Annotated in this window: 15 protein-coding genes; 10 read left to right on the top strand and 5 right to left on the bottom strand. The window is 63.8% G+C overall.

What is annotated here, in order from left to right:
- Positions 1 to 59 precede the first annotated feature (59 nt).
- The 8 genes from X726_RS148365 (at position 60) to X726_RS148395 (ending at position 10,773) form a co-directional block, all read left to right on the top strand.
- Positions 60 to 3,530 carry an indolepyruvate ferredoxin oxidoreductase family protein gene (locus X726_RS148365; protein WP_023671344.1) on the top strand — a complete coding sequence of 1,157 codons (3,471 nt, stop codon included), beginning with the start codon at positions 60 to 62 and terminating at the stop codon, positions 3,528 to 3,530.
- A 142-nt stretch (positions 3,531 to 3,672) separates the two neighbouring features.
- Positions 3,673 to 5,985 carry an EAL domain-containing protein gene (locus tag X726_RS148370; protein WP_023671343.1) on the top strand — a complete coding sequence of 771 codons (2,313 nt, stop codon included), beginning with the start codon at positions 3,673 to 3,675 and terminating at the stop codon, positions 5,983 to 5,985.
- 167 nt (positions 5,986 to 6,152) lie between these two features.
- Entirely contained in the window at positions 6,153 to 6,920 is a 768-nt protein-coding gene (locus X726_RS148375; RefSeq protein ID WP_023671342.1) for a hypothetical protein, read from the top strand.
- Between the two features lie 104 nt (positions 6,921 to 7,024).
- On the top strand, positions 7,025 to 7,174 hold the full coding sequence (locus X726_RS1000000169305; protein ID WP_023671341.1) for a DUF3096 domain-containing protein: 150 nt from the start codon (positions 7,025 to 7,027) through the stop codon (positions 7,172 to 7,174).
- A 166-nt stretch (positions 7,175 to 7,340) separates the two neighbouring features.
- Positions 7,341 to 7,565, top strand: coding sequence for an aa3-type cytochrome c oxidase subunit IV (locus tag X726_RS148380; RefSeq protein ID WP_023671340.1), 225 nt, complete (start codon positions 7,341 to 7,343; stop codon positions 7,563 to 7,565).
- A 101-nt stretch (positions 7,566 to 7,666) separates the two neighbouring features.
- The gene (locus tag X726_RS148385; protein WP_023671339.1) at positions 7,667 to 8,944 is read left to right on the top strand and encodes a Re/Si-specific NAD(P)(+) transhydrogenase subunit alpha; all 1,278 of its coding nucleotides are present in this window, start codon (positions 7,667 to 7,669) and stop codon (positions 8,942 to 8,944) included.
- A complete protein-coding gene (locus X726_RS148390; protein WP_023671338.1) occupies positions 8,941 to 9,369 on the top strand; it encodes a proton-translocating transhydrogenase family protein in 429 nt (142 codons plus the stop codon). The genes X726_RS148385 and X726_RS148390 overlap by 4 nt, the downstream gene beginning before the upstream one ends.
- Before the next feature lie 6 nt (positions 9,370 to 9,375).
- The gene (locus tag X726_RS148395) at positions 9,376 to 10,773 is read left to right on the top strand and encodes an NAD(P)(+) transhydrogenase (Re/Si-specific) subunit beta (protein WP_023671337.1); all 1,398 of its coding nucleotides are present in this window, start codon (positions 9,376 to 9,378) and stop codon (positions 10,771 to 10,773) included.
- Between the two features lie 91 nt (positions 10,774 to 10,864).
- Here X726_RS148395 and X726_RS148400 read toward each other — a convergent pair whose 3' ends face one another.
- Positions 10,865 to 11,782, bottom strand: coding sequence for a membrane protein (locus tag X726_RS148400; protein WP_023671336.1), 918 nt, complete (start codon positions 11,780 to 11,782; stop codon positions 10,865 to 10,867).
- Between the two features lie 331 nt (positions 11,783 to 12,113).
- Between X726_RS148400 and X726_RS148405 the strand changes: the two genes are divergently transcribed.
- A complete protein-coding gene (locus X726_RS148405; RefSeq protein WP_031215118.1) occupies positions 12,114 to 13,559 on the top strand; it encodes a hypothetical protein in 1,446 nt (481 codons plus the stop codon).
- 36 nt (positions 13,560 to 13,595) lie between these two features.
- Here the strand turns inward: X726_RS148405 and gyrB are convergent, their stop codons facing one another.
- The 3 genes from gyrB to X726_RS148420 all read right to left on the bottom strand — a co-directional run bounded on the left by gyrB (position 13,596) and on the right by X726_RS148420 (position 19,465).
- Complete coding sequence (gene gyrB / locus X726_RS148410) at positions 13,596 to 16,067, bottom strand: DNA topoisomerase (ATP-hydrolyzing) subunit B (RefSeq protein WP_023671333.1); 2,472 nt, start codon at positions 16,065 to 16,067, stop codon at positions 13,596 to 13,598.
- Between the two features lie 145 nt (positions 16,068 to 16,212).
- Positions 16,213 to 18,843, bottom strand: a complete 2,631-nt coding sequence (locus tag X726_RS148415) for a caspase family protein (protein WP_023671332.1) — start codon at positions 18,841 to 18,843, stop codon at positions 16,213 to 16,215.
- Positions 18,844 to 18,919: 76 nt separating this feature from the next.
- The gene (locus X726_RS148420; RefSeq protein ID WP_023671331.1) at positions 18,920 to 19,465 is read right to left on the bottom strand and encodes an NADPH-dependent FMN reductase; all 546 of its coding nucleotides are present in this window, start codon (positions 19,463 to 19,465) and stop codon (positions 18,920 to 18,922) included.
- A gap of 217 nt (positions 19,466 to 19,682) precedes the next feature.
- Between X726_RS148420 and X726_RS148425 the strand changes: the two genes are divergently transcribed.
- Positions 19,683 to 21,053 carry a cytochrome P450 gene (locus X726_RS148425; RefSeq protein ID WP_023671330.1) on the top strand — a complete coding sequence of 457 codons (1,371 nt, stop codon included), beginning with the start codon at positions 19,683 to 19,685 and terminating at the stop codon, positions 21,051 to 21,053.
- Between the two features lie 15 nt (positions 21,054 to 21,068).
- On the opposite strand, the gene X726_RS148430 is transcribed toward X726_RS148425, so the two are convergent.
- Entirely contained in the window at positions 21,069 to 22,049 is a 981-nt protein-coding gene (locus X726_RS148430) for a complex I NDUFA9 subunit family protein (RefSeq protein ID WP_023671329.1), read from the bottom strand.
- Positions 22,050 to 22,130: the final 81 nt, after the last annotated feature.

The raw sequence follows: 22,130 nt of genomic DNA, 5'->3' as shown, positions 1-22,130 counted from the left end.
ATCTCACTCCTACGTTGGCCGCGCGCCCCCCGGTGCTGCCTCCGCCGAGGAAATGCCTGATGACGCTGCACGACGTCGCGCTCGACGACAAGTTCGATCTTTGTAAGGAGCGCATCTTCCTGTCCGGCGCACAGGCGGTCATCCGCATGCTTTTGATGCAGCGCGAGCGCGACCGACGGGCCGGCCTCAACACGGCCGGCTTCGTGTCCGGTTATCGCGGCTCGCCGCTCGGCGGCCTCGACATGCAGCTGTGGCGGGCGAAAAAGCAGCTGGCGCAGGCCGACATCGTTTTCCAGCCCGGCCTCAACGAGGAGCTTGCCGCCACCGCCTGCTGGGGCTCTCAGCAGGCGGGATTGCTGGGTGAAGGCACGCATGACGGCGTGTTTTCGGTCTGGTACGGCAAGGGGCCGGGAGTCGACCGCTCCGGCGACGTTTTCCGCCACGCCAACCTCGCGGGATCGTCGAAGTATGGCGGCGTGCTTGCGCTGATGGGCGACGACCATATGGCCGAATCATCGACCAATGCGCACGCCACCGAATTCCTGTTCGTCGACACCATGGTGCCGATCCTCAACCCGGCCGGCGTTCAGGAGATCATCGACTACGGCCTCTACGGCTTTGCCATGTCGCGCTTCGCCGGCACCTGGGCGGCTATCAAATGCGTCAAGGACAACATCGAATCCACGGCCTCCGTCGATGCCGCGCTCGAGCGCCTGAACATCGTCGTGCCGAAGTTCGATATGCCGCCCGGCGGCCTCAACATCCGCGATGAGATCGACATGCTTGGCCAGGAGGAGCGGCTGCATGAATACAAGCGCGCCGCTGCATCCGCCTTCATCCATGCCAACGGCCTGAACCGCGTCGTCTATTCGGGCGGCCGCGCGCCGAAGCTCGGTATCATCACGCTGGGCAAGAGCTATCTCGATGTCCGCCAGGCGCTGGAAGACATCGGCATCGACGAGGCCGCCGCCAACCGCATCGGCATCCGCCTGTTCAAGGTCGGCTGCCCCTGGCCGCTCGACCTGCAGCATATCGCCGAATTCGCCCGCGGCCTCGACACCATCGTCGTCGTCGAGGAGAAGCGCTCGCTGATCGAGGTGCAGCTGCGCGAAAACCTCTACGGCACCGCCACCCAGCCGGCGATCGTCGGCAAGAAGGACGAGCGCGGCGACTGGCTGTTCCCGGCCAAGGGCGCGCTCGACCCCAACGAGATCGCCATTGCGCTGGGCGAGCGCATCCTGCGCACAATCGGCCCTTCGGAAGAGATCACTGCCAAGGTGGCGAAGCTGCGCCAGTTCCAGGCGATGCTTGCCGAAACCAGCGATATCGGTTCGCGCACGCCGTTCTTCTGCTCCGGCTGCCCGCACAATTCCTCGACCAAGGTGCCCGACGGCTCGATCGCCGCCGCCGGTATCGGCTGCCATTTCATGGCGCTGTGGATGGACCGCAACACGGTCGGCTTCACCGCCATGGGGGGCGAGGGCGCACAATGGGTCGGCCAGGCGCCATTCTCCAAGCGCGGCCACATTTTCCAGAATCTCGGCGACGGGACCTACAATCACTCCGGCACGCTGGCGATCCGCTTCGCGCTGTCGACCGATGCCAACATCACCTACAAGATCCTCTACAACGACGCCGTCGCCATGACCGGCGGCCAGCCGCATGAAGGCGGCCTGACTGTCGACATGATCGCCAGGCAGGTGCGCGCCGAAGGCGTCGAGCGCATCGCCATCGTCACCGACGAGCCGGACAAATATGCGGGGAAGGCCGAATTCCCCTCTGGCGCCACCATCCACCACCGCGACGACCTCGACCTCGTCCAACGCGAACTGCGCGACGTCAAGGGCGTCTCGGTGCTGCTCTACGACCAGACGTGCGCCGCCGAAAAGCGCCGCCGCCGCAAGCGTGGCACCTTCCCGGATCCCGACAAGCGGGTCTTCATCAACGAACTGGTCTGCGAGGGCTGCGGCGATTGCGGCGTGCAATCGAACTGCGTTTCGATCCAGCCGGTCGAGACCGAGTTCGGCCGCAAGCGCAGAATAGACCAGTCGAGCTGCAACAAGGATTTCTCCTGCGTCAACGGCTTCTGCCCGTCCTTCGTCACCGTGCACGGCGCCAAGATCAGGAAGGCCGAAGGCATTGCCGGCCGCTCCGACCCGCTTGACGGCGTGCCGGTGCCAGCCGAATTCCCGCTCGGTAGCGAGGGTTGGGCGGCGATCATCGACGGCGTCGGCGGCACCGGCGTCGTCACCATAGGTGCTGTGCTCGGTATGGCCGCCCATCTCGAGGACAAGGGCTGCGGCATGATCGACATGGCCGGCCTCGCCCAGAAGGGCGGTTCGGTGTTCACCCATGTCCGCATCGCCCGCACGCCGGACGACATCCACGCGATCCGCGTTTCGGCCGGCAAGGCCGACCTGGTACTCGGCTGCGACCTTGTCGTGTCCGGCGCCAAGAAGGTGCTTGGCGCGGTGCGCGAAGGCCATACCATCTTCCTTGCCAACACTGCCGAGATCATGCCTGGCGAATTCGCCCGCTCGGCCGATTTCTCGCTGCCCATCGAGCGCCTGAAGAAGGCGATCCGCGCTGCCGCCGGCGACGACAAGACGCATTTCTTCGACGCCACGCGCACCGCCACCCAATTGTTCGGCAATTCGCTCGGCGCCAACATGTTCATGCTCGGCTTCGCCTTCCAGCATGGCGGCCTGCCGCTGTCGGCGCAAGCTATTGAAAAGGCGATCGAATTGAACGGCGAGGCGGTGGCGATGAACATCGCGGCGTTCCGCTGGGGCCGGCGCGCCGCGCATCAGCCGGAGTTTGTGCGCGGCCTCATCGCGCAACCGAGCAAGGCCACTGAGATCGCCGAGACGCTGGACGATATCATCGCCCGCCGCGTCGCTTTCCTCTCTGCCTATCAGAATGCCGCCTATGGCAGGCGCTATGTCGAGCGGCTGGCGGTCCTGCGTGCCGCCGAGGCAAAGGCCGTGCCCGGCTCGACCGCGGTGACCGAGGCAGCCGCCAAAAATCTGTTCAAGCTGATGGCGATCAAGGACGAATATGAGGTGGCGCGGCTCTACACTGACGGCTCCTTCGCTATGGAGCTGTCAAAACAGTTCCAGAGCTACGAAAAGCTCGAATTTCATCTGGCGCCGCCGATCATGGGCAGGCGCGGCAATGACGGCAAGCCGAGGAAATCGAGCTTCGGCCCGTGGATGATGAAGGGTTTTCGCCTGCTGGCGGCGCTGAAAAGCCTGCGCGGCACGGCCTTCGACGTGTTCGGCTACAGCGCCGAGCGGCGCATGGAGCGGCAGCTTCTGGCCCGCTATGAGGCCGATCTGGAGCTTGTCGCCAAAGCACTTGCGCCAGGCAGGATCGAGGCCGCCATCGCCCTTGTCTCGGTGCCGGCGCTCATTCGCGGCTACGGCCATGTCAGGCAAGCCAGCGCCGAAAAGGCAGAGGGCGAGCGCACAAGGCTTGTCGAGCGGCTGGCCAACACGCCGGCGCGGCCTGAACTTCAGGCCGCCGAGTGATCGATACGCCTTGTTTACCTGAACACGAATTTTCGCGGTTTACGCCGATGGAGCCGACTTGACGCCAGGCGTCGGAACGGCATCTCTAAACCTTTCTTAAGGCGAATGTGACATGACTGCGGTTCGTGCGACACCGCAGGCCATGCAAGAAAACAAAGCCGCAGAGATAGGTGAGGACGTCTATGCTGGGTTCGTGCGATCGTTGTTCAACGATCCCGGGATCCTGCTGATTGGCGCATTTTGCCATGGCCTCATCGGCATTCTGGTTTATTTTACCTCGGGGCATCCGGCCTATCTTGCATTGGCCGCGCTTATGCTTGCGGCGGGGCTTTACCGTTACTACGGCATCCGCAAAGGCCTGCGCATAGGCAGTTTCGAAACTTATGAACAAGCCAAGAAGTGGGAACGCTACTACCTGGTTGGCGGCACCATCCAGGCTTTCTTCATGGGGCTTTTCTGCTTCACCTCAATCTATCTCATTCCCGATGTCTTCGGGGAAAGCGCCGCCATCGCCGTCATAATGGGCTCGACGGTGACCATTGTCGGCCGCAATTACGGCTCCAAGACCATGGTTGCGGTGCAGGCCTTCACGGTCGTGCTGCCGATCGCGGTCGGGCTGATGCTCAAGGGACATCTCGGCGATTTCATCCTCGGCCTCTACATCGTGCCGTTCATCTTCATCATCACCCGGATGGCCAGCCACGTCCGCACCGTGCTGTTCAACGCCATTTCGGAGCGCAAGACGGCCGCCAGGCTCGCCGAGCGCTTCAACCGCGCGCTCAACACCATGTCGCATGGCCTGGTCATGCTCGGCCCCGACGGCAAGGTCGTGGTCGGCAATGCCGAAGCCGCGCATCTGATGTCGCTGCGCTCGCCTGACCAACTGCTCGGGCGGTCGATCCATTCGCTGCTCCTGCGCGGCGTCGCCGGAGGCATGCTGGCGCCGAAAGACTGTCGTTATGTCGAAGCGCAGCTGACGCGCGCCTTGCGCGAGGGCCGCGACCGCAAGGTGCTGGTCTCCTTCTCCAATGGCCAGCACTATGAGTTCTCGGCCCGCGAAGGCAATCAGGATCTCGGTGTCATCACCTTCGAGGACGTCACCGCCCGCGTCGAGGCTGAGGAAAAAATCCGCTTCATGGCGCGCTATGACAGCCTTACCGGCCTGCCGAACCGCGCGTATTTCCATGAGCTGGTCGGTGAAGCCATGGCGTCGGGCAGCCGCGACCGCCTGTGCGCCCTGGCGGTGCTCGATCTCGACGATTTCAAGAGCGTCAACGACACCCTCGGCCATCCGGTCGGCGACGGACTTATCTATGCCGTTGCCGAGCGGCTGGCGGCCGTCGCCGGGCAAGGCGTCAATGTCAGCCGTTTCGGCGGCGACGAGTTCATGATCTTCTTCGACCGCGTCGAGGATGAAAGCCATCTGACGGGCCTGCTCGACCAGATCTTTGCCGATCTGCAGGGCGAGGTCGACGTCGCAGGCCACGGTCTGCGCATCCAGGCAAGCGCGGGCGCCGTGCTGTCCAGGGTCGACGACACCGATGTCGACGCCATGATCGTCAAGGCCGATCTGGCGCTCTACAAGGCCAAGGAACTCGGCAAGAACAACTGGCGGCTGTTCGAGGCAGCGATGGATGCGGCGTTCCGCAACCGCCAGCTGATGAAGGCCGACCTGCGCACGGCGGTCGAAGGCAAGGCGCTGCGGGTGGTCTATCAGCCGATCGTGGCGATGAACACCATGCGCATCGCCAGCTGCGAGGCCCTGTGCCGCTGGGATCATCCCGATCTCGGGCCGGTTTCGCCCAGCATCTTCATTCCGCTGGCCGAAGAAATGGGCATCATCTCCGAGATCAGCACTTTTGTGCTCGCGGCTGCCTGCGCCGAATGCGCCAAATGGCCGGGCCAGACCAGCGTCTCGGTCAACCTTTCGGCCAAGGATTTCCGCAACCGCGACGTTGTCCAGAAGGTTCGCGACGCGCTTGCCACTTCGGGGCTCGCCGCCGGCCGCCTCGAGATCGAAGTCACCGAAACCGCGCTGCTCGACGACAAATCGCTAACGCGCCAGTATATCGAGGAACTGAAGCAGCTTGGCGTGCGCATTGCGCTCGACGATTTCGGCACCGGCTATTCAAGCCTGAGCTACCTCCACAAGCTGCCGCTCGACAAGATCAAGATCGACCGTTCGTTCCTGATGGACGTGACCCAGAACAAGCGTTCGCTCGACTTGTTGAAGGGCATCGTCGACCTGACCCGCGTGCTCGGGCTGACCGTCACCATCGAAGGTGTGGAAACCTTCGAACAGCTGAAGATCCTGGTGCATTCGGTCAAGCCGGACCTCGTCCAGGGCTTCCTGTTTGGCGCAGCACTTAGTGCCTCGGGCATAGAGACCATGTCCAACGTGACCTGGCCTTTCGCCGCCGAGCTGCGGCCGGCGGCAAAACTCGCCACGCCCTGACCCGTCATTAAATTGCGCTTGAAAAGCCCGTCTAAAAAGCGTTGTATTGTCTAGACGTTAACTGATTGTTAAGGTTAATGATCGGTAAACACAGACGATTAGAGTTTCATCTTCTTGTTCCTTCGGTCGTCCGGTATTGTTCTCCTGCGGCGGTACGAGGGGAAGTAATGGACACGCATCAGTCAGGTGTGCTTTCGGGTGCGGCAGTCAAATCTGGCCCGCCTTCCCTGTTCGCCCGCAACGTCCTCGACGTCCTCGAGCGTGTCGAATACCGGCGCTGCGAAAGCGGCGAGGATCTCGAAGCGGTCTACCGGCTGCGCTACAAGGCCTTTCATACACACGGCCTGCTTGACACCATTACCGAACAGAAGCTCGTCGATCACCTTGACGAAGTGCGCAATTGCTACTGTTTCGGCGTCTTCATGGATGGCGAGCTGGTCAGCACCGTCAGGCTCCACCATTTGACCCGCGAGACCCCCGAAGCGCCGATCATGACCGTTTTCGGCGACCGGCTGCTGCTGCGGCTGGCGCGCGGTGAAACCTTCATCGACCCGAGCCGGTTGGCGATCGATCCGCAAATGTCGTCGGCCAACCGCGCCCTGCCCTATGTCACGCTGCGGCTCGCGGTTATCGCCAACACCTTCTTCAACGCCACCAGCTGCATTTCGATGATCCGCGAGGAGCACACGGCCTTCTACCATCGCATCTTCGGATCGGTGCAGGTCGGCGAGCCGCGCCTCTACCCGCCCTTCACCATGCCGATCTTCTTCTATGAATCGATCTGCGAGCAGAACATGGCCCCGACGCTGGAGCGCTTTCCCTTCTTCCAGTCGACGGCGCTGGAGCGGCGTATGCTGTTTGCCAAGGCGCCGGCCGGCGAGCTCGCGCCGCTGACCATCCTGCCCACCGCTAAATATTTTCGCGAAGCAGCGTAATGTCGGCAAAGCCGGCGCACTTTAGCGCCCGGTGCGAGGAGCTTTCCGGCCGCTTCGGCGTTCTGGACGTCACGACCCCGACGCGGCCATAGAAAGGAACCGACATGCATATTCCCGAGCTAGCATTGACCCCGCTGATCTCGCTGATTGCCGGCGTGCTGATCCTGGTGATGCCGCGGCTGCTCAACTACATCGTCGCGCTCTATCTGATCGTCATTGGGCTGCTCGGGCTGTTTCCGCATCTAGCCGGTTGAAACGCAAAACCCTCAACGTTCGACGTTAGGCCGGCGACAAGAGCCCATACCGCCGGCTTTCAACATTCTTTGAGGCTGTTGTCGCTGGTCGTGCGGCAATAGCGCCATTGCTCTTGGTCCAGCTTTTCGCTATGTGCCTCAAAGATGTCTTCGAAGGGGTATTCCTATGGCTGATCACACGCCGACCGGTCCTGTCGAACTGGGCGCGAAGATGGACTATGCCGAACATGACCGCACCTATCATGGCTTTCTGGCGCTGGCCAAATACGGCTCGCTGTTCTGCGGCGCCCTGCTCCTGGCCATGGCTTTCGGCTTCTTCGCAGGCGGCTTCTTCTCCGCGACCATCCTGTTCGTGCTGATCCTCGCCCTCGGCGCCTTCATTCTCCGATAGTCTCTTCAGACCCTTGCCAAGGGCGTAGCCGGACATCCGGCCGCACTCTTTCGCAAAGCCGCACTCTTGCGCAAACAGGTTCCAGCCGAAAGGATCATGCGGTGGGACAGACGGTTTTCATCCCTCGCGAGCTCGATGCCAGCGAGCCTCGTGTCGCGGCCTCGCCCGATACCGTGAAGCGGCTGGCGGCGCTGGGCTTCGACGTCACCGTCGAGACGGGCGCCGGCACCAGGTCGCGCATTCCCGATGAGGAGTTCGCCAAGGCGGGTGCCGCGATCGGCAAGGCTTCGGATGCGAGACGGGCGGATGTGGTGCTGAAGGTGCGCCGGCCGACCGACGCCGAGCTGAAGGGCTACAAATCGGGTGCGGCGGTCATCGCCATCATGGATCCCTACGGCAATGATGCCGCGGTCGCGGCGCTTGCCGAGGCTGGGGTCACCGCCTTCTCGATGGAATTCATGCCGCGCATCACCCGCGCCCAGTCGATGGACGTGCTGTCGTCGCAGGCCAATCTCGCCGGCTACCAGGCCGTGATTGACGGCGCATCGGAGTATGACCGCGCGCTGCCGATGATGATGACTGCGGCCGGCACCGTGCCGGCGGCGAAGATCTTCATCATGGGCGTCGGCGTTGCCGGCCTGCAGGCGATCGCCACGGCGCGCCGTCTCGGCGCTGTCGTCACCGCCACCGACGTTCGTCCCGCCGCCAAGGAACAGGTGGCGTCGCTTGGCGCAAAGTTCCTCGCCGTCGAGGACGAGGAGTTCAAGGCGGCCGAGACCGCCGGCGGCTACGCCAAGGAAATGTCGAAGGAGTACCAGGCGAAGCAGGCAGCGCTCACCGCTGAGCACATCGCCAAGCAGGACATCGTCATCACCACGGCGCTGATCCCCGGCCGGCCGGCGCCGAAGCTGGTGTCGGCGGCGATGGTCGCCTCGATGAAGCCGGGTTCGGTGATCGTCGACCTCGCCGTCGAGCGCGGCGGCAATGTCGAAGGCGCGGTTGCGGGTCAGGTGGTGACGACGGCCAACAACGTTAAGATCGTCGGCCACCTCAACGTGCCCGGCCGCGTCGCCGCATCGGCCTCGCTGCTCTACGCCAGGAACCTGTTCGCCTTCCTCGAGACGCTGGTCGACAAGACCAGCAAGACGCTCGCCATCAACCGCGAAGACGATCTGGTTAAGGCGACGATGCTGACCGACGCTGGCCGCGTGGTGCATCCGGCCTTCGCCAAGGCGGCGGAACAGCCCCATATCGAACCGGCGGCCATTCCGGCCGAGACCATGGTGGCTGATGCCACGCCGAAGAAGGCTGCACCGAAAAAGGCGTCCGACAAAGCCACTGCCGGCAAGTCCGCCGCCAAGCCGAAGGGGATCGCGTGATGGATCAGACCTTGCAGAAAGCCCTCGATCAGCTCGACCAGGCAAGTGCCGCCGTCCGGCTGGCTGTGCAGAACCTGGCCAACGCGCCCGGTGGCGCCGATGCGGCGGGCGATGCCGCGCACGCACTGTCCGGCGGCGCCATCGATCCCTTCGTCTTCCGCTTCGCCATCTTCGTACTTGCGATCTTCGTCGGATACTACGTCGTCTGGTCGGTGACGCCGGCGCTGCACACGCCGCTGATGGCGGTCACCAACGCCATCTCCTCGGTCATCGTCGTCGGCGCGCTGCTGGCCGTCGGCATCTCGGCCTCCGGCATTGCCACCGGCTTCGGCTTCGTCGCGCTGATGCTGGTCTCGGTCAACATCTTTGGCGGCTTCCTGGTCACCCAGCGCATGCTGGCCATGTACAAGAAGAAGGACCGGTAGAGCGCCATGAACGCCAACTTCGCGTCCTTCCTCTACCTGGTCTCTGGCGTCCTGTTCATCATGGCGCTTCGCGGCCTATCTCATCCGACCACCAGCCGCCAAGGCAATCTCTACGGCATGATCGGCATGGGCATTGCCATTGCCACCACGCTGGCGCTGGCGACTCCGTCCGCCGGGCGCTTCGGCCTGATCGTGCTTGGTCTAGCCATCGGCGGCGGCGTCGGCGCCGTTACAGCGCGCCGCATCGCCATGACGTCGATGCCGCAGCTGGTCGCCGCCTTCCACTCGCTGGTCGGCCTTGCCGCCGTCATGGTCGCGGCAGCCGCCATCTACGCGCCGGAAAGTTTCGGCATCGGCACGAATGGCGACATCCACGCCCAGGCGCTGATCGAGATGAGCCTTGGCGTTGCCATCGGCGCCATCACTTTCACCGGCTCCGTCATCGCCTTCCTCAAGCTCGATGGCCGCATGTCGGGCAAGCCGATCATGATCGGCGGCCGTCACATCATCAACGCGGTCCTCGGCATCGCGCTGATCGTGCTGATCGTGCTTCTGGTCACCACCGAGGCCAAGCTGGTGTTCTGGCTGATCGTCGCGGCGTCGCTGGCGCTCGGCGTCCTCTTGATCATCCCGATCGGCGGCGCCGACATGCCGGTCGTCGTCTCGATGCTGAATTCTTATTCCGGCTGGGCCGCCGCGGCACTCGGCTTCACGCTTGGCAATCTGGCGTTGATCATCACCGGCGCGCTGGTCGGCTCGTCCGGCGCCATCCTGTCCTACATCATGTGCAAGGGCATGAACCGGTCGTTCATCTCGGTCATCCTCGGCGGCTTCGGCGGCGAGACCGCGGCGGTTGCCGATGACGGCATCGAACGCACGGTCAAGCAGGGCTCGGCCGACGACGCTGCCTATCTGATGATGAACGCACAGAAGGTCATCATCGTGCCGGGCTACGGCATGGCGGTCGCCCAGGCCCAGCACGCGCTGCGCGAAATGGCCGACAAGCTCAAGGCCAATGGCGTGGATGTCAAATACGCCATCCACCCCGTGGCAGGCCGCATGCCGGGCCACATGAACGTGCTGCTCGCCGAAGCCAATGTTCCCTATGACGAAGTGTTCGAACTGGAAGATATCAACTCCGAGTTCGCGCAGGCCGATGTCGCCTATGTCATCGGCGCCAACGACGTCACCAATCCATCCGCCCGCGACGACAAGTCGTCGCCGATCTACGGTATGCCGATCCTCGACGTCGACAAGGCCCGCACCTGCCTGTTCGTCAAGCGCTCGCTCGGCTCGGGCTACGCCGGCATCGACAACACGCTGTTCTACAAGGACGGCACCATGATGCTGCTCGGCGACGCCAAGAAGATGACCGAGGAAATCGTCAAGGCCATGGATCACTAAGCCGCCGCAACCTTCCACTGGAAGGTTGTCGGTCCATCATCGGAAACAAAAAAGCCCGGTTCGACCGGGCTTTTTGATGTTGAAGACCGGTTCAGCGGCTGGTCAGGAAAACCGCTTCCTCGTCGTCGCGCTGCCTGCCGCCCAGGGCTGCCGCAGCGCTGGCGATGAAGGCGCCGATAACCAGCGACAGGGCGCCAAGCAGGGCGAAGGTGGCGCTGCCTTTCCGCGCGGCGTCGGCGGCCTGCTTTGCCTTGACCTTGGCGTCCTCGACCCTGGCCACCAGGGCGTCGACACGCGCCTTGGCGTCGGCCTCGGAAAGCCCGGTGCGGGCGGCGACCAGCTGCGACAGATAGGTCTTGTCGTCAGCCGAAACTTCGCCTGCCGCCGCACTGGCGATGAGGATGCGCGAAGCCTGCCCGGCCGCAGCCGCATCGCTGTCCGGATTGGCCGCCGCGAGCCTGGCGGCATCAGCCGGACGGAACAGCGTATCCACGAGATAGGACGTTGCATTGTCGGCCGGTGCGCTGCCGGCATTGGCGGACGCGCCGGCCGAAGCACCCATGGCGGCGCCTGAGGCAACAGTAGAAGCCGCCTGCACGCCTGAACCAAGCACTGCCGACAGCGCCGACCCGAGAATGCCGACGACCAGCAATGTCGCCAGCGCCCAGGCGAGGAGGCCGTGCGCGGTGTCACGGAAATAGACCTCGTCGGTGTGGATGCCGACCCATTTGGTGCGCAGGCGTCCGGCAAGATAGCCACCGACCCCGGAGGACAGCCATTGCACGATGATGAGCCAGATGGCGCCGGACACCGCGAAGGTGGTCAGCGAGGCACTGGCGCCGGACCACGGCGAGACCATGGTCAGCCCCAGCCCCGAACCGAGCAGCATGAGGATGAAGGTCAGCGTCGAGGCCGCGAAGGCGCCGGCGATGATCGGCCCCCAGCTGACGGCCGTGGCGGAGGATTCTGTTGAAGCAGATACGTCGACAGCCGATACGGTGGACTGCATCGACGCCTCCTACCGTACGAACAGCATGATGAGAATGATGATCGGGATCGGAATACCGAGCAACCAGAGCAAAATACCGCGTCCCATAAAGAGCCTCCCTGCGAGAAATTGATCGATGTCGTCACAATGTTCCTGAGCGATTTCCGTTCCGAGGAGCAATGAAATGATTTGCTTACCGGGAACGGAACTATTTTCCGCGCGGCCCGAGGCACGACTGCGAAACTGTGGATTGGTTCACGGAGTTCCACATGGGCTGCCGTGTATTGTTGGCTCGGTGAGCCGGGGGTAGCATGAGCGATCCCGCCGTCGGATGTCGTCAACGGAGACGCTGATGCCCAAGACTGTCGCATCGCTGGCTTACAAAAAGGCGCAGCCCAGCCAGGCGGTGGTGATCGTGCATGGCATGGGCGAGCAGCGGCCGATGGGTACGCTGAGGGGATTCGTCCAGGCGGTCTGGAGCAGCGATCCCACCCGTGCTCCACCCTACGCCCAGATTCCCGATCCGGCCGTTTCCGGCGCCACGATCAACCAGAGCTGGATCACGCCCGACAGCCGGACCAAGTCACACGAGCTGCGCCGCATCACCACGCCCTACGACGTCGATGGCCGCCGTACCGATTTCTACGAGCTTTATTGGGCCGACATCACGCAAGGCACGACGCGCGGCCGGCTGGCCGCCTGGGTGACGAACCTGTTGTGGCGCAAGCCCGCCGACATTCCGCTCGACGCCCGCAAGCTTTACGTCGCCACACTTCTGATCGTTATCGTCATTCTGGGCGCAGCACTCGTGCTGGCAACATCGGTCTGGCAACAGGCCGTTACCTTGACGACCGGCCTGATGATCACCACCCTCGCTTCTTTTGTCATCTGGGCGGTGGATCAGTTCGCCCTGCCCTATTTCGGTGACGTCGCCGCTTATGTGCGCGCCGAGGCGGCGACGATCGAGAAGCGTGCGCTGATCCGCGACAGAGGCCTGACGTTGCTCAAGACGCTGATGAAGGACGATGCTTACGACCGCATCGTGCTGGTCTCGCACAGCCTTGGGTCGATCATCGCCTATGATTTGCTGCAGATCCTGTGGGCCGAGTTCCGGCCGCGAAGGCTGGAAGCGGTCCGCGACAAGGCCAAACTGGCGGCGGTCGAGGCCGTCGACAAGGCAACGCTCGGCTCTGATGGGTCAGCGTGGCCAAAGAACCTTGAAGACCTCGCCGGATTCCGGCGCGGTCAATGGGCGCTCTACCAGCAGCTTCGGACCAAGGACGCCGACCACCCGCTGCCCTGGAAGATCAGCGATTTCGTCACGCTTGGCAGTCCGCTCTCCCACAGCGAATTCCTGGTGACCTACAATCTCGCGGAATTCAGGCGTGGCCTTGCCGAGCGCCTGTTCTCGGCTTGCCCGCCGATTGCCGATGACGGGCGCCCCGGCGGCACCGTGCTTTACCGGGAAGGACACAGCCAAGGCAAGGCGCAGCGCGCGGTGCATCATGGCGCGGTGTTTGCGGCAACGCGCTGGACGAACGTCTACGACCGCGGCAATGGCTGGGCGACAGGCGATCCGATTTCCGGTCCGATGACGGAAAACTTCGGCCCCGGTGTGGAGAACATCCAGATCGAGCTTCGCAGCTCACTTGGCCGTATCTTCACCCACACGCTTTATTGGTCATCGACGGCAAACGGCGTCGAAATCGCCCTGCCGGCGGGCACCGCGCCGCGCTCGCATCTGCAAGTGCTGCGCGACGCGGTGGACCTTGGTCGGAAGCTGGAGCCAAAGGCCTGACCCGGAGTGGAGCTCCGGCGGCAAGGCCCCCAGCCCTCAAATGTCCAGATTGGCAACTGACAGCGCGTTGTCCTGGATGAATTCGCGCCGCGGTTCGACCTCGTCGCCCATCAGCCGCGAAAACAGCGAATCCGCATCGGTGGCGTCATTGACCTTGACCTGCAGCAGCGAACGCACATTCGGGTCGAGCGTGGTTTCCCAGAGCTGCTCGGCATTCATCTCGCCGAGGCCCTTGTAGCGCTGCATGGTCAGGCCCTTGCGGCCGGTCGCAAACACCGCGTTGAGCAGCGCCAGCGGCCCCGAAATGGTTTCGGAGACATCCTTGCGGCGCAGCACCGGCGGCTCGCCATAGACTTCCATGAGGCGCGGGGCATAGCGGTCGAGCTGGCGTGCGTCGGCCGAATTTATCAGCCCGGCATCGAGCTGCGCGAATTCCTTGACGCTGCGCACCGTGCGTTCGAACACATAGCCGCCGACGCCTTCATTGGAGGTCGACAGCCGGCCGGTCCAGCCGCGCTCGGTGTCCTCGGCAATGATGTCAAGGCGCTGGGCGACGCGTTCGGCCATGGCATTGGCGCGGCCGAGGTCGTTTAGCACATCGGCGTTGAGCGCGCCGGCGATCGCCGCCTGTTCGACCACGCCCCTGTTGTAGCGCGTGTGCAGCCCGTTGATGAGCTGGCGCACGGCCAGTGCATCATCGATCGAGCCGCGCAGATCCTGTCCGGCCCGCGCCTCGCCGGAGGCAAGCGTCAGCGACGCCTCCTCCAGCCCGGAGCCGATCAGGAACTCCTCGAAGGCGCTCTCGTCCTTGATGTATTGCGAGCTTTTTCCGCGCGTCACTTTGTAGAGCGGCGGCTGGGCGATGTAGAGATGGCCGCGCTCGATCAGCTCCGGCATCTGGCGGAAGAAGAAGGTGAGCAGCAAGGTCCTGATATGGGCGCCGTCGACGTCGGCGTCGGTCATCAGGATGATCTTGTGGTAGCGCAATTTGTCGGCGTTGAACTCGTCCTTGCCGATCGAGGTGCCGAGCGCGGTGATCAGCGTGCCGATCATCTCGGAGCCGAGCATGCGGTCGAAGCGCGCCCGCTCGACATTGAGTATCTTGCCGCGCAACGGCAGGATTGCCTGGTTCTGGCGCGAACGGCCGCCCTTGGCAGAGCCGCCGGCCGAGTCACCCTCGACGATGAAGATTTCGGATTTCGCCGGGTCGCGTTCCTGGCAGTCGGCAAGCTTGCCAGGCAGAGAGGTGACGCCGAGCGAGCTTTTGCGGGTGATGTCTCGGGCCTTGCGCGCGGCTTCGCGCGCCGCGGCCGCCTGGATCACCTTGTCGATGACCACCTTGCCCTCGGTCGGGTGTTCTTCCAGCCAGGTGCCAAGCGCCTCGTTGACCAGGCCTTCGACCACCGGGCGGACTTCCGACGAGACCAGCTTGTCCTTGGTCTGGGAGGAGAATTTCGGGTCGGGAACCTTGACCGACAGCACCGCCGTCAGGCCTTCGCGGCAGTCGTCGCCGATCAGCGCCACCTTTTCCTTCTTGGTCAGGCCCGACGATTCGCCATAGCCGGTGATCTGGCGCGTCAGCGCGCCACGGAAGCCGGCCAGATGGGTGCCGCCATCGCGCTGCGGGATGTTGTTGGTGAAGGCCAGCACGTTCTCGTGGTAGCTGTCGTTCCACCACATCGCCACTTCGACGGTGATGCCGTCGCGCTCGGCCTTGATGGCGATCGGCTTGTCGATCAGCGGTTTCTTGACCCGGTCGAGATATTTGACGAACTCTTCCAGGCCGCCATCATAGTGCAACTCGTGGCGCACGAGATCGGCATGGCGGGCATCGGTCAAAATGATGCGCACGCCGGAATTCAGGAAGGCGAGCTCGCGCAGCCGGTGCTCCAGCGTGCCGAAGTCGAACTCGACCATGGTGAAGGTTTCGGACGACGGAAAGAAGGTGATCTCGGAACCGCTGCGGCCCTCATAGGTGCCGGGCTGCTTGTTCTGCTCATAGCTGCCGGTCGCCTTGAGCGGCGCATCGGCATTGCCATGCGTGAAGCTCATCTCGAAAATCTGGCCGTTGCGGCGGATTTTCAGCTTCAGCCAGGCCGACAACGCGTTGACCACCGAGACGCCGACGCCGTGCAGGCCGCCAGACACCTTGTAGGAATTCTGGTCGAATTTGCCGCCGGCATGCAGCTGCGTCATGATCACTTCGGCCGCCGAAATGCCTTCGCCAGTGTGAATATCGGTCGGAATCCCGCGGCCATTGTCGATAACGGTGACCGAACCGTCGGGATTGAGCGTCACCGTGACCAGATCGGCATGGCCGGCCAGCGCCTCGTCGATGGCGTTGTCGACCACCTCATAGACCATGTGATGCAGGCCCGAGCCGTCGTCGGTGTCGCCGATATACATGCCCGGCCGCTTGCGGACAGCGTCCAACCCCTTCAAAACCTTGATGGAATCGGCGCCGTATTCGGCCTCAGCGCCGTTGGCGTTGTCGCTTTGATCGCTCATGAAAACCTGTCTGATTGATGCCGCATGCTCAGCGCGAAAAAATGGCTTCGAATCACGCCGCTTTGATGTCCTAGATATAGGCGCAAAAGGCGGTTTTTCCAAGGTTTGCGGGCATTTCAGGGCTGAATCCCGAGCTGGCAGCCGGCTATTTTTTCGCGGCTTTCGATTTGGGCAGAAGACGGCGCAGATATTTGATCGTGGGTTTGTCCCTCGGCGCCAGTTTGCCTGTGCGGTCAAGCTCCAGCGTCAGGTCTAGCGCCTGCGACAACACAGCCTTCGGATTCTTCGCCACATAGGCATAGTTGATATAGGCCTGTACCAGATCGAATTGCCAGATCGCATTGTCCGGATCGGACAGGGCCAACCGCTGGCGGATGGCCAGGCTGGCTTCGAAGGCCTTCTTCGAGCCCTCATAGTGGCGCTGCTTGGTCTCCAGCAGGCCTATTTCCTCGAACGTGATCGACAGGTCGCGCTGCCAGTCGGAATTGCCCGGGTCGAGATTTGCCAACCGGTCGGCAATGACGAGACTGTCCTGGTAGTTCTGCAAAGCACCGGCGATATCGCCCTGGGCATCAAACACGCCGGCAATTTTTTCCAGACAGACCGACAGGTCGCGCTGCCAATCGGTGTTGCCTGGGTCGCTGGCGGCAAGGTCTCGCGCCGTGGCCAGCGCCTGCTGGTAGGCCTCCAACGCGAATGGCCAGTCCTTCTGGTCGCCGTAAGCATTGCCGATCTTGGCGTAACCGACCGACAGGTCGCGCTTCAAATCGGTGTCGTTTGAGTCGCGGCGCACCAGCGCTTCGGCGATTATTTGGCTCTTGTTGTAGGCGTCGAGCGCGCCCGCAGCGTCGCCACGCTCGCGCAGGACGTCGCCGATCCTGGTGTAGCTGACGGAGACGGCGCGCTGATGCCTGGGGTCGTCGGGGTTGTTCTGCGCCAGCGCCAGCCGAATTCTCAGGCTCTCTTCGAATGCAGTCTGGGCGCCATCCAGCTGGCCGGCGGTACGGGCAAGACCGCCGATTTCGTCGTAGGTAATGGTCAGGTCGCGCAGCAGATAGACGCTGTTCGGCTCGGCATCGGCCAATTGCTGCTTGATGGACAGGCTTTGCTGGTAGGCCTGGGCTGCCGCACCCAGGTCGCCTTGCGTGGCCAGCACATTGCCGATCTTGTCATTGGCCATGGCGAGATCGCCGAGCCAGTCCTTCTTGTCCGGCACGTCTGTGGTCAGGCCCTGCAACATGTCCCTGGCCGCCTCATAGTTTTGCAGGGAGGCCGGCAGATCGCCTTGCGCCATCTTGATGTTGGCGAACTTGATATGGCCGATGGCGAGGTCGCGCTTGACGCTCGGATCGGTTTCCTGGCGCGCTCGCTGCTCAAGATTGGCGACCAGCGCCGCAAAGGCGCGGCCGGCGGCGTCGGTGTTGCCGACCGTTGTGTAGAGGATGCCGAGCTCTTCCAGCGTGCGGCTTTGGCGGTCGGCCTGTTCCAGGCTGAGCGAGGTCTGCCCGGCTTCGCCATAGAGCGCCAGCACCGTTTCATAGTCCTTGATGGCGGTTGCATAGTCCAGGGTGGCACGCGCCGCGCCGCCCGAGAGAAATCGCGTCGCGGCTTCGGACAGGGTGCGGCTGACGAAATTGGCCTTCAACGCCTGGCGCGAGACATTGTCGACGTCGGCGGCCTTGGCGAGGATCACGCGTGCACCATCGAAAGCGCCGAGCGCCAACTGTTCCTCGGCCTGGCGGCGCAGTTCGGTCACCTGCGGGTCGTCGGCGGCCAGCGTCTTCATCTCGCCGCGCACCTTGACGAAGGCGTCGGCCGCCTCGCGCAGCTTGGCGTCCAGGCTTTCGCCGGAGAGATGGCTGGTGTCGGAACTGATCAGCGCGCCATAGAGCGGCGCCAGCGGCATGTCGGCATCGCTGGCGACCCGTTCGACCGCGCCGCGCATTTCCGGCGTCACATCGGCCATGGCAAGCAACAGCCGCTCGCGCTCCGGCAGTTGTTCCTTGGCCGCCGAGGCGAAGAACAGCTTCGGCAGCCCGCTCTCGACGTAGGGCAGCTGTTTTCCGCGCGAAAGGTCGTAGACCTCCTGCTGCACCAGCGTCAGCACCGAGCGGATTTCGAGCCCGTCGGTGCCGAGGTATTTGATCAGCGCCGCTGTAAAGGGCGAATTCGCACCGGTACCGTCGGCAGCCGTCTCGCCGGGCGCCGCCGAAAAGGCGAACAGGATGTTTTCCGCCTTGCCGACGCGTCCGAGGCCCGGCTTGATCTTGTCCACCAGGTCCTTGATCAGCGATGTGGCGCCACGCCCGTCGCCGTTGCCGCCTGTGAACGGATCGCTGCGGCAGGCGTCGAGCACGATCAGCCCGACCTTCGCCGTGGCGGCAACCGCATCGCGCACTTCCTCCAACGGCAGGCTGGTCTTCTCCAGCTGGTCGAGCGAGGAGGCATCGGCATCGACCGGCAGAAGACGGTTGTCGCCGGAGATTTCGACGCCATGGCCGGAGAAATACACCAGCGCCACGTCGGCGCCCATGGCGTCCTCGCGAAAATCGTCGAGAGCCCGGCGCATGCGCCTGAGATCACGATTGGTCTCGACCACGACCTCGAAGCCGAGCTTCTTCAGCGCCACTTCCATCACCTCGCCGTCATTGACAGGATTGGCCAGCGGCCGCACCAGCCGGTAGTCGTCCTCGGCAATGACCAACGCCACGCGCCGCTCCGCCACCGCTGTGGCGGTGGTCGCAAGCATCAACAGCAAGGCAAACAACAGGCGCAAATCGAACCGCCCCCGGCTCAGTCACCTGCCGACCATTCCACCTCTTTATGGCATGAGCAAGCCGGGGCCGGCTGCGTTACGTAGCCCGCATCGGCTTCAGCGCCCCGCTCCAGCGCGAGAGCTCGTCCAGCATGGTCTTGGTCCCACCCTCTACCTGCTCACTAGCCTGGAAGGAGCCGTCGCTCTCCAGCAGTTTCTGATACATCGGCAGCGCGACGCCTTCCGAGATGGGCATGACGCCCACCGCGGTCAGCAGCGGCTTCAGCGCCTGCGCGGCGCGCAGGCCTCCGGAAATGCCGCCATAGCTGAAGATGGCGGCTGGCTTGTATTTCCATTCGCGCGCAAGGTAGTCGATGGCGTTGACGATCGCAGGCGCCACGAACACGAAGGCGTCGGCGGCATCAATGACCTTCGACCAGGCTTTGGTGTGGTCGTTCTGGTAATTGCCGAGCCTGGGGTGATGCGGCTCGTCCAGAACCGGCAGATGGAACGTGGCAATGTCGGTCAGCACCGGTTCGAATTTGCCGTGCTCGCGGGCAAAATCCTCCAGCCAGTGGGCGAAGACCGGCCCGGCGCGGCCCGGCCGCGTGCTGCCGATTATGATGTTCAGCTTGTGCTTCAAGCGGACTCTCCTGGGCGATTGGCAGTAGCTGTTGGTAACTGTCACCTATGGCAGAGTGTCCAACCGGACAAGCCGCAACCGTTTCACCGGCGGTCACGATCCGATGAACACACCGTCTGTCGGGCACACCGGGCGCTGCAGCGTTTCAGTTTGCCGTTCGGTCACATGGACGCCCGGATTGCCAGCCACTACATCTGAGCTATCAGCGGAGCACCTCATGGACACGCAGCCCGTCCCCTTCGTGCCGCCGGCGCCCAGGCCGCGCACGACGCCGCCTTCGACGCTGGAGATGATGCGGATCGTCTACCGCAATCCGCTCGAACTGTGGGGCGAGCACACCTACAACGAGCCCTGGATTTCGGCGAATGGCGTCGGCGGGCATCTGATCGTCGCCAACGATCCCGGCCTTATCCGCCACGTGCTGATCGACAACGCCAAGAACTACAAGATGGCGACGGTGCGCCAGATGATCCTGCGACCGATCTTGCGCGACGGGCTGTTGACCGCCGAAGGCGAGGTGTGGAAGCGCTCGCGCAAGGCGATGGCGCCGGTGTTCACGCCGCGGCATATCTTCGGCTTCGCCGAGCCGATGCTGCGCCGCACGATGCAGTTCGTCGCCCGCTATGACGAAGGCGGCATGACCGATGTCGCCCATGACATGACGCTGCTCACCTACGATATCCTGGCCGAGACGCTGTTTTCGGGCGAGATTGCGGGCGAGCCCGGCAGTTTCGCGCAGGAGATCGACCGCCTGTTCGAGACCATGGGCCGCGTCGATCCGCTCGACCTGTTGCGCGCGCCCGAATGGCTGCCGCGGCTGACCCGCATCCGCGGCCGCAAGACCATGGCCTATTTCCGCAAGATCGTCACCGATACGGTCAAGATGCGCGAGGAGCGGCTGAAGCGCGACCCCGACACCGCGCCGCAGGATTTCCTGACGCTTCTGCTGCGCGCCGAAGGCCCCGACGGGCTGACGCGGGCGGAAGTCGAGGACAACATCATCACCTTCATCGGCGCCGGCCACGAGACCACCGCGCGGGCACTGGGCTGGACGATCTACTGCCTCGCCGAAGCGCCGTGGGAGCGCGAAAAGGTCGAGCGCGAGATCGAGGCCGTGCTGGCGCGCGAACCCGACCCAACGAAATGGCTCGAGGCAATGCCGTTCACCCGCGCCGCCTTCGAGGAGGCGCTGCGGCTTTATCCGCCGGCGCCGTCGATCAACCGCGAGCCGATCGAGACGGAGACCTGGAACGATCTGGTGCTCCCCAAGCGCGCGGCCGTACTGGTGATGCCTTGGGTCGTCCACCGCCACAGAAAACTGTGGGACATGCCCGACGCCTTCATGCCCGAACGCTTCCATCCGGGAAACCGCGAGAAGATCGACCGCTTCCAGTATCTGCCGTTCGGCGCCGGTCCGCGCATCTGCATCGGCGCCAGCTTCGCCATGCAGGAGGCGATCATTGCGCTGGCCATCATGCTGTCGCGCTTCCGCTTCGATGTGACCGCCGAGACCAAGCCGTGGCCGGTGCAGAAACTGACGACACAGCCGCAGGGCGGCCTGCCGATGCAGGTCACGCGGCGCGTTTAACGGCGCAACGCCTTGTTACGCGATACCGGCGGGCTTGCGCTGGAACTGGCCTGCGGCGCGGAAGCGCCAGAGATAGCTGGGCAGGATGGTGCCGATAGACTGCGGCTGGATGTCGAGGCCGGCAAGGTTCCGGTTGGCCTTGTTGGCCTCCTCCGACACGATGTTGGGCTGGCGCAGCAGCAGCACCTGGTCCTTGGTCAGCAACGGGTTGGGCAGCAGGCCGAGGATCGAGGCCTGCAGATTGGCCATCCACCACGGCACCGGTACCAGGAGCCGCTTGCGCTCGATGACGGTCAGCAGCTCTTCCATGCACTGCTTGAAGGTGAGCACTTGCGGCCCGCCGAGTTCATAGATCTGGCCACCCTTGACCTTGCCCTCGACCGAACGCGCCACGGCTTCGGCGACATCGCCGACATAGACCGGCTGGAACTTGGTCTGGCCGCCGCCGATCAGCGGCAGCACCGGCGAATAGCGCGCCATGTCGGCGAAGCGATTGAAGAAACTGTCCTCCGGTCCGAAATTGATCGACGGACGGAAGATGACGGCGTCCGGGATCGTCTCCAGGACGGCCTTTTCGCCGAGCGCCTTGGTGCGGGCATAGTCGGATTCGGCGTTGAGGTCGGCGCCCAGCGCCGAGATGTGGGTGAGCCCTGCGCCGACCGAGCGTGCGGCTTCGGCGACGGCGCGGGCGCCGAATTCGTGCACGGTGTTGAATTTCTGCCGGCCGCTTTCATGCGGGATGGCGACCAGATTGATGACATGGTCGGCGCCCTGCACGGCGCGGTCGACCGACCAGCGCACGCGCACATTGGCCTGCACCGGCTGGATCTGGCCGACATTGCCGAGCGGCTGCAGATGTCCCGCCAGATCGGGCCGGCGCACCGCCACCCTGATGCGGTAGCCGCGCTTGGCCAGCGCCCGCACGATGTGGCGGCCGACGAAGCCGGAGCCGCCGAAGACGACCACGAGCTTGGGGATCTGCAGGATTTCGGTCATGGCTGGCTCCGGCGCTCGAAAGCTTGGCTGAAGCCGTTTCATAGTCCGTTTTGGGCCAAAGGCAAAGGGTGACGCGTCGTC

The sequence above is a fragment of the Mesorhizobium sp. LSJC285A00 genome (assembly GCF_000503155.1).
Taxonomy (GTDB): Bacteria; Pseudomonadota; Alphaproteobacteria; order Rhizobiales; family Rhizobiaceae; genus Mesorhizobium.
The sequence above is the reverse complement of the archived record's forward strand: the minus strand, read 5'-3'. Positions and strand labels throughout refer to the sequence as shown.

Excerpts from the sequence above, each read along its gene's own strand:
- X726_RS148395 (WP_023671337.1), top strand. The coding sequence starts at position 9,376 with ATGAACGCCAACTTCGCGTCCTTCCTCTACCTGGTCTCTGGCGTCCTG.
- X726_RS148405 (WP_031215118.1), top strand. The coding sequence starts at position 12,114 with ATGCCCAAGACTGTCGCATCGCTGGCTTACAAAAAGGCGCAGCCCAGC.
- X726_RS148380 (WP_023671340.1), top strand. The coding sequence starts at position 7,341 with ATGGCTGATCACACGCCGACCGGTCCTGTCGAACTGGGCGCGAAGATG.
- X726_RS148400 (WP_023671336.1), bottom strand. The coding sequence starts at position 11,782 with ATGCAGTCCACCGTATCGGCTGTCGACGTATCTGCTTCAACAGAATCC.
- X726_RS148365 (WP_023671344.1), top strand. The coding sequence starts at position 60 with ATGACGCTGCACGACGTCGCGCTCGACGACAAGTTCGATCTTTGTAAG.
- X726_RS148375 (WP_023671342.1), top strand. The coding sequence starts at position 6,153 with ATGGACACGCATCAGTCAGGTGTGCTTTCGGGTGCGGCAGTCAAATCT.
- X726_RS148430 (WP_023671329.1), bottom strand. The coding sequence starts at position 22,049 with ATGACCGAAATCCTGCAGATCCCCAAGCTCGTGGTCGTCTTCGGCGGC.
- X726_RS1000000169305 (WP_023671341.1), top strand. The coding sequence starts at position 7,025 with ATGCATATTCCCGAGCTAGCATTGACCCCGCTGATCTCGCTGATTGCC.
- X726_RS148370 (WP_023671343.1), top strand. The coding sequence starts at position 3,673 with ATGCAAGAAAACAAAGCCGCAGAGATAGGTGAGGACGTCTATGCTGGG.
- X726_RS148425 (WP_023671330.1), top strand. The coding sequence starts at position 19,683 with ATGGACACGCAGCCCGTCCCCTTCGTGCCGCCGGCGCCCAGGCCGCGC.
- gyrB (WP_023671333.1), bottom strand. The coding sequence starts at position 16,067 with ATGAGCGATCAAAGCGACAACGCCAACGGCGCTGAGGCCGAATACGGC.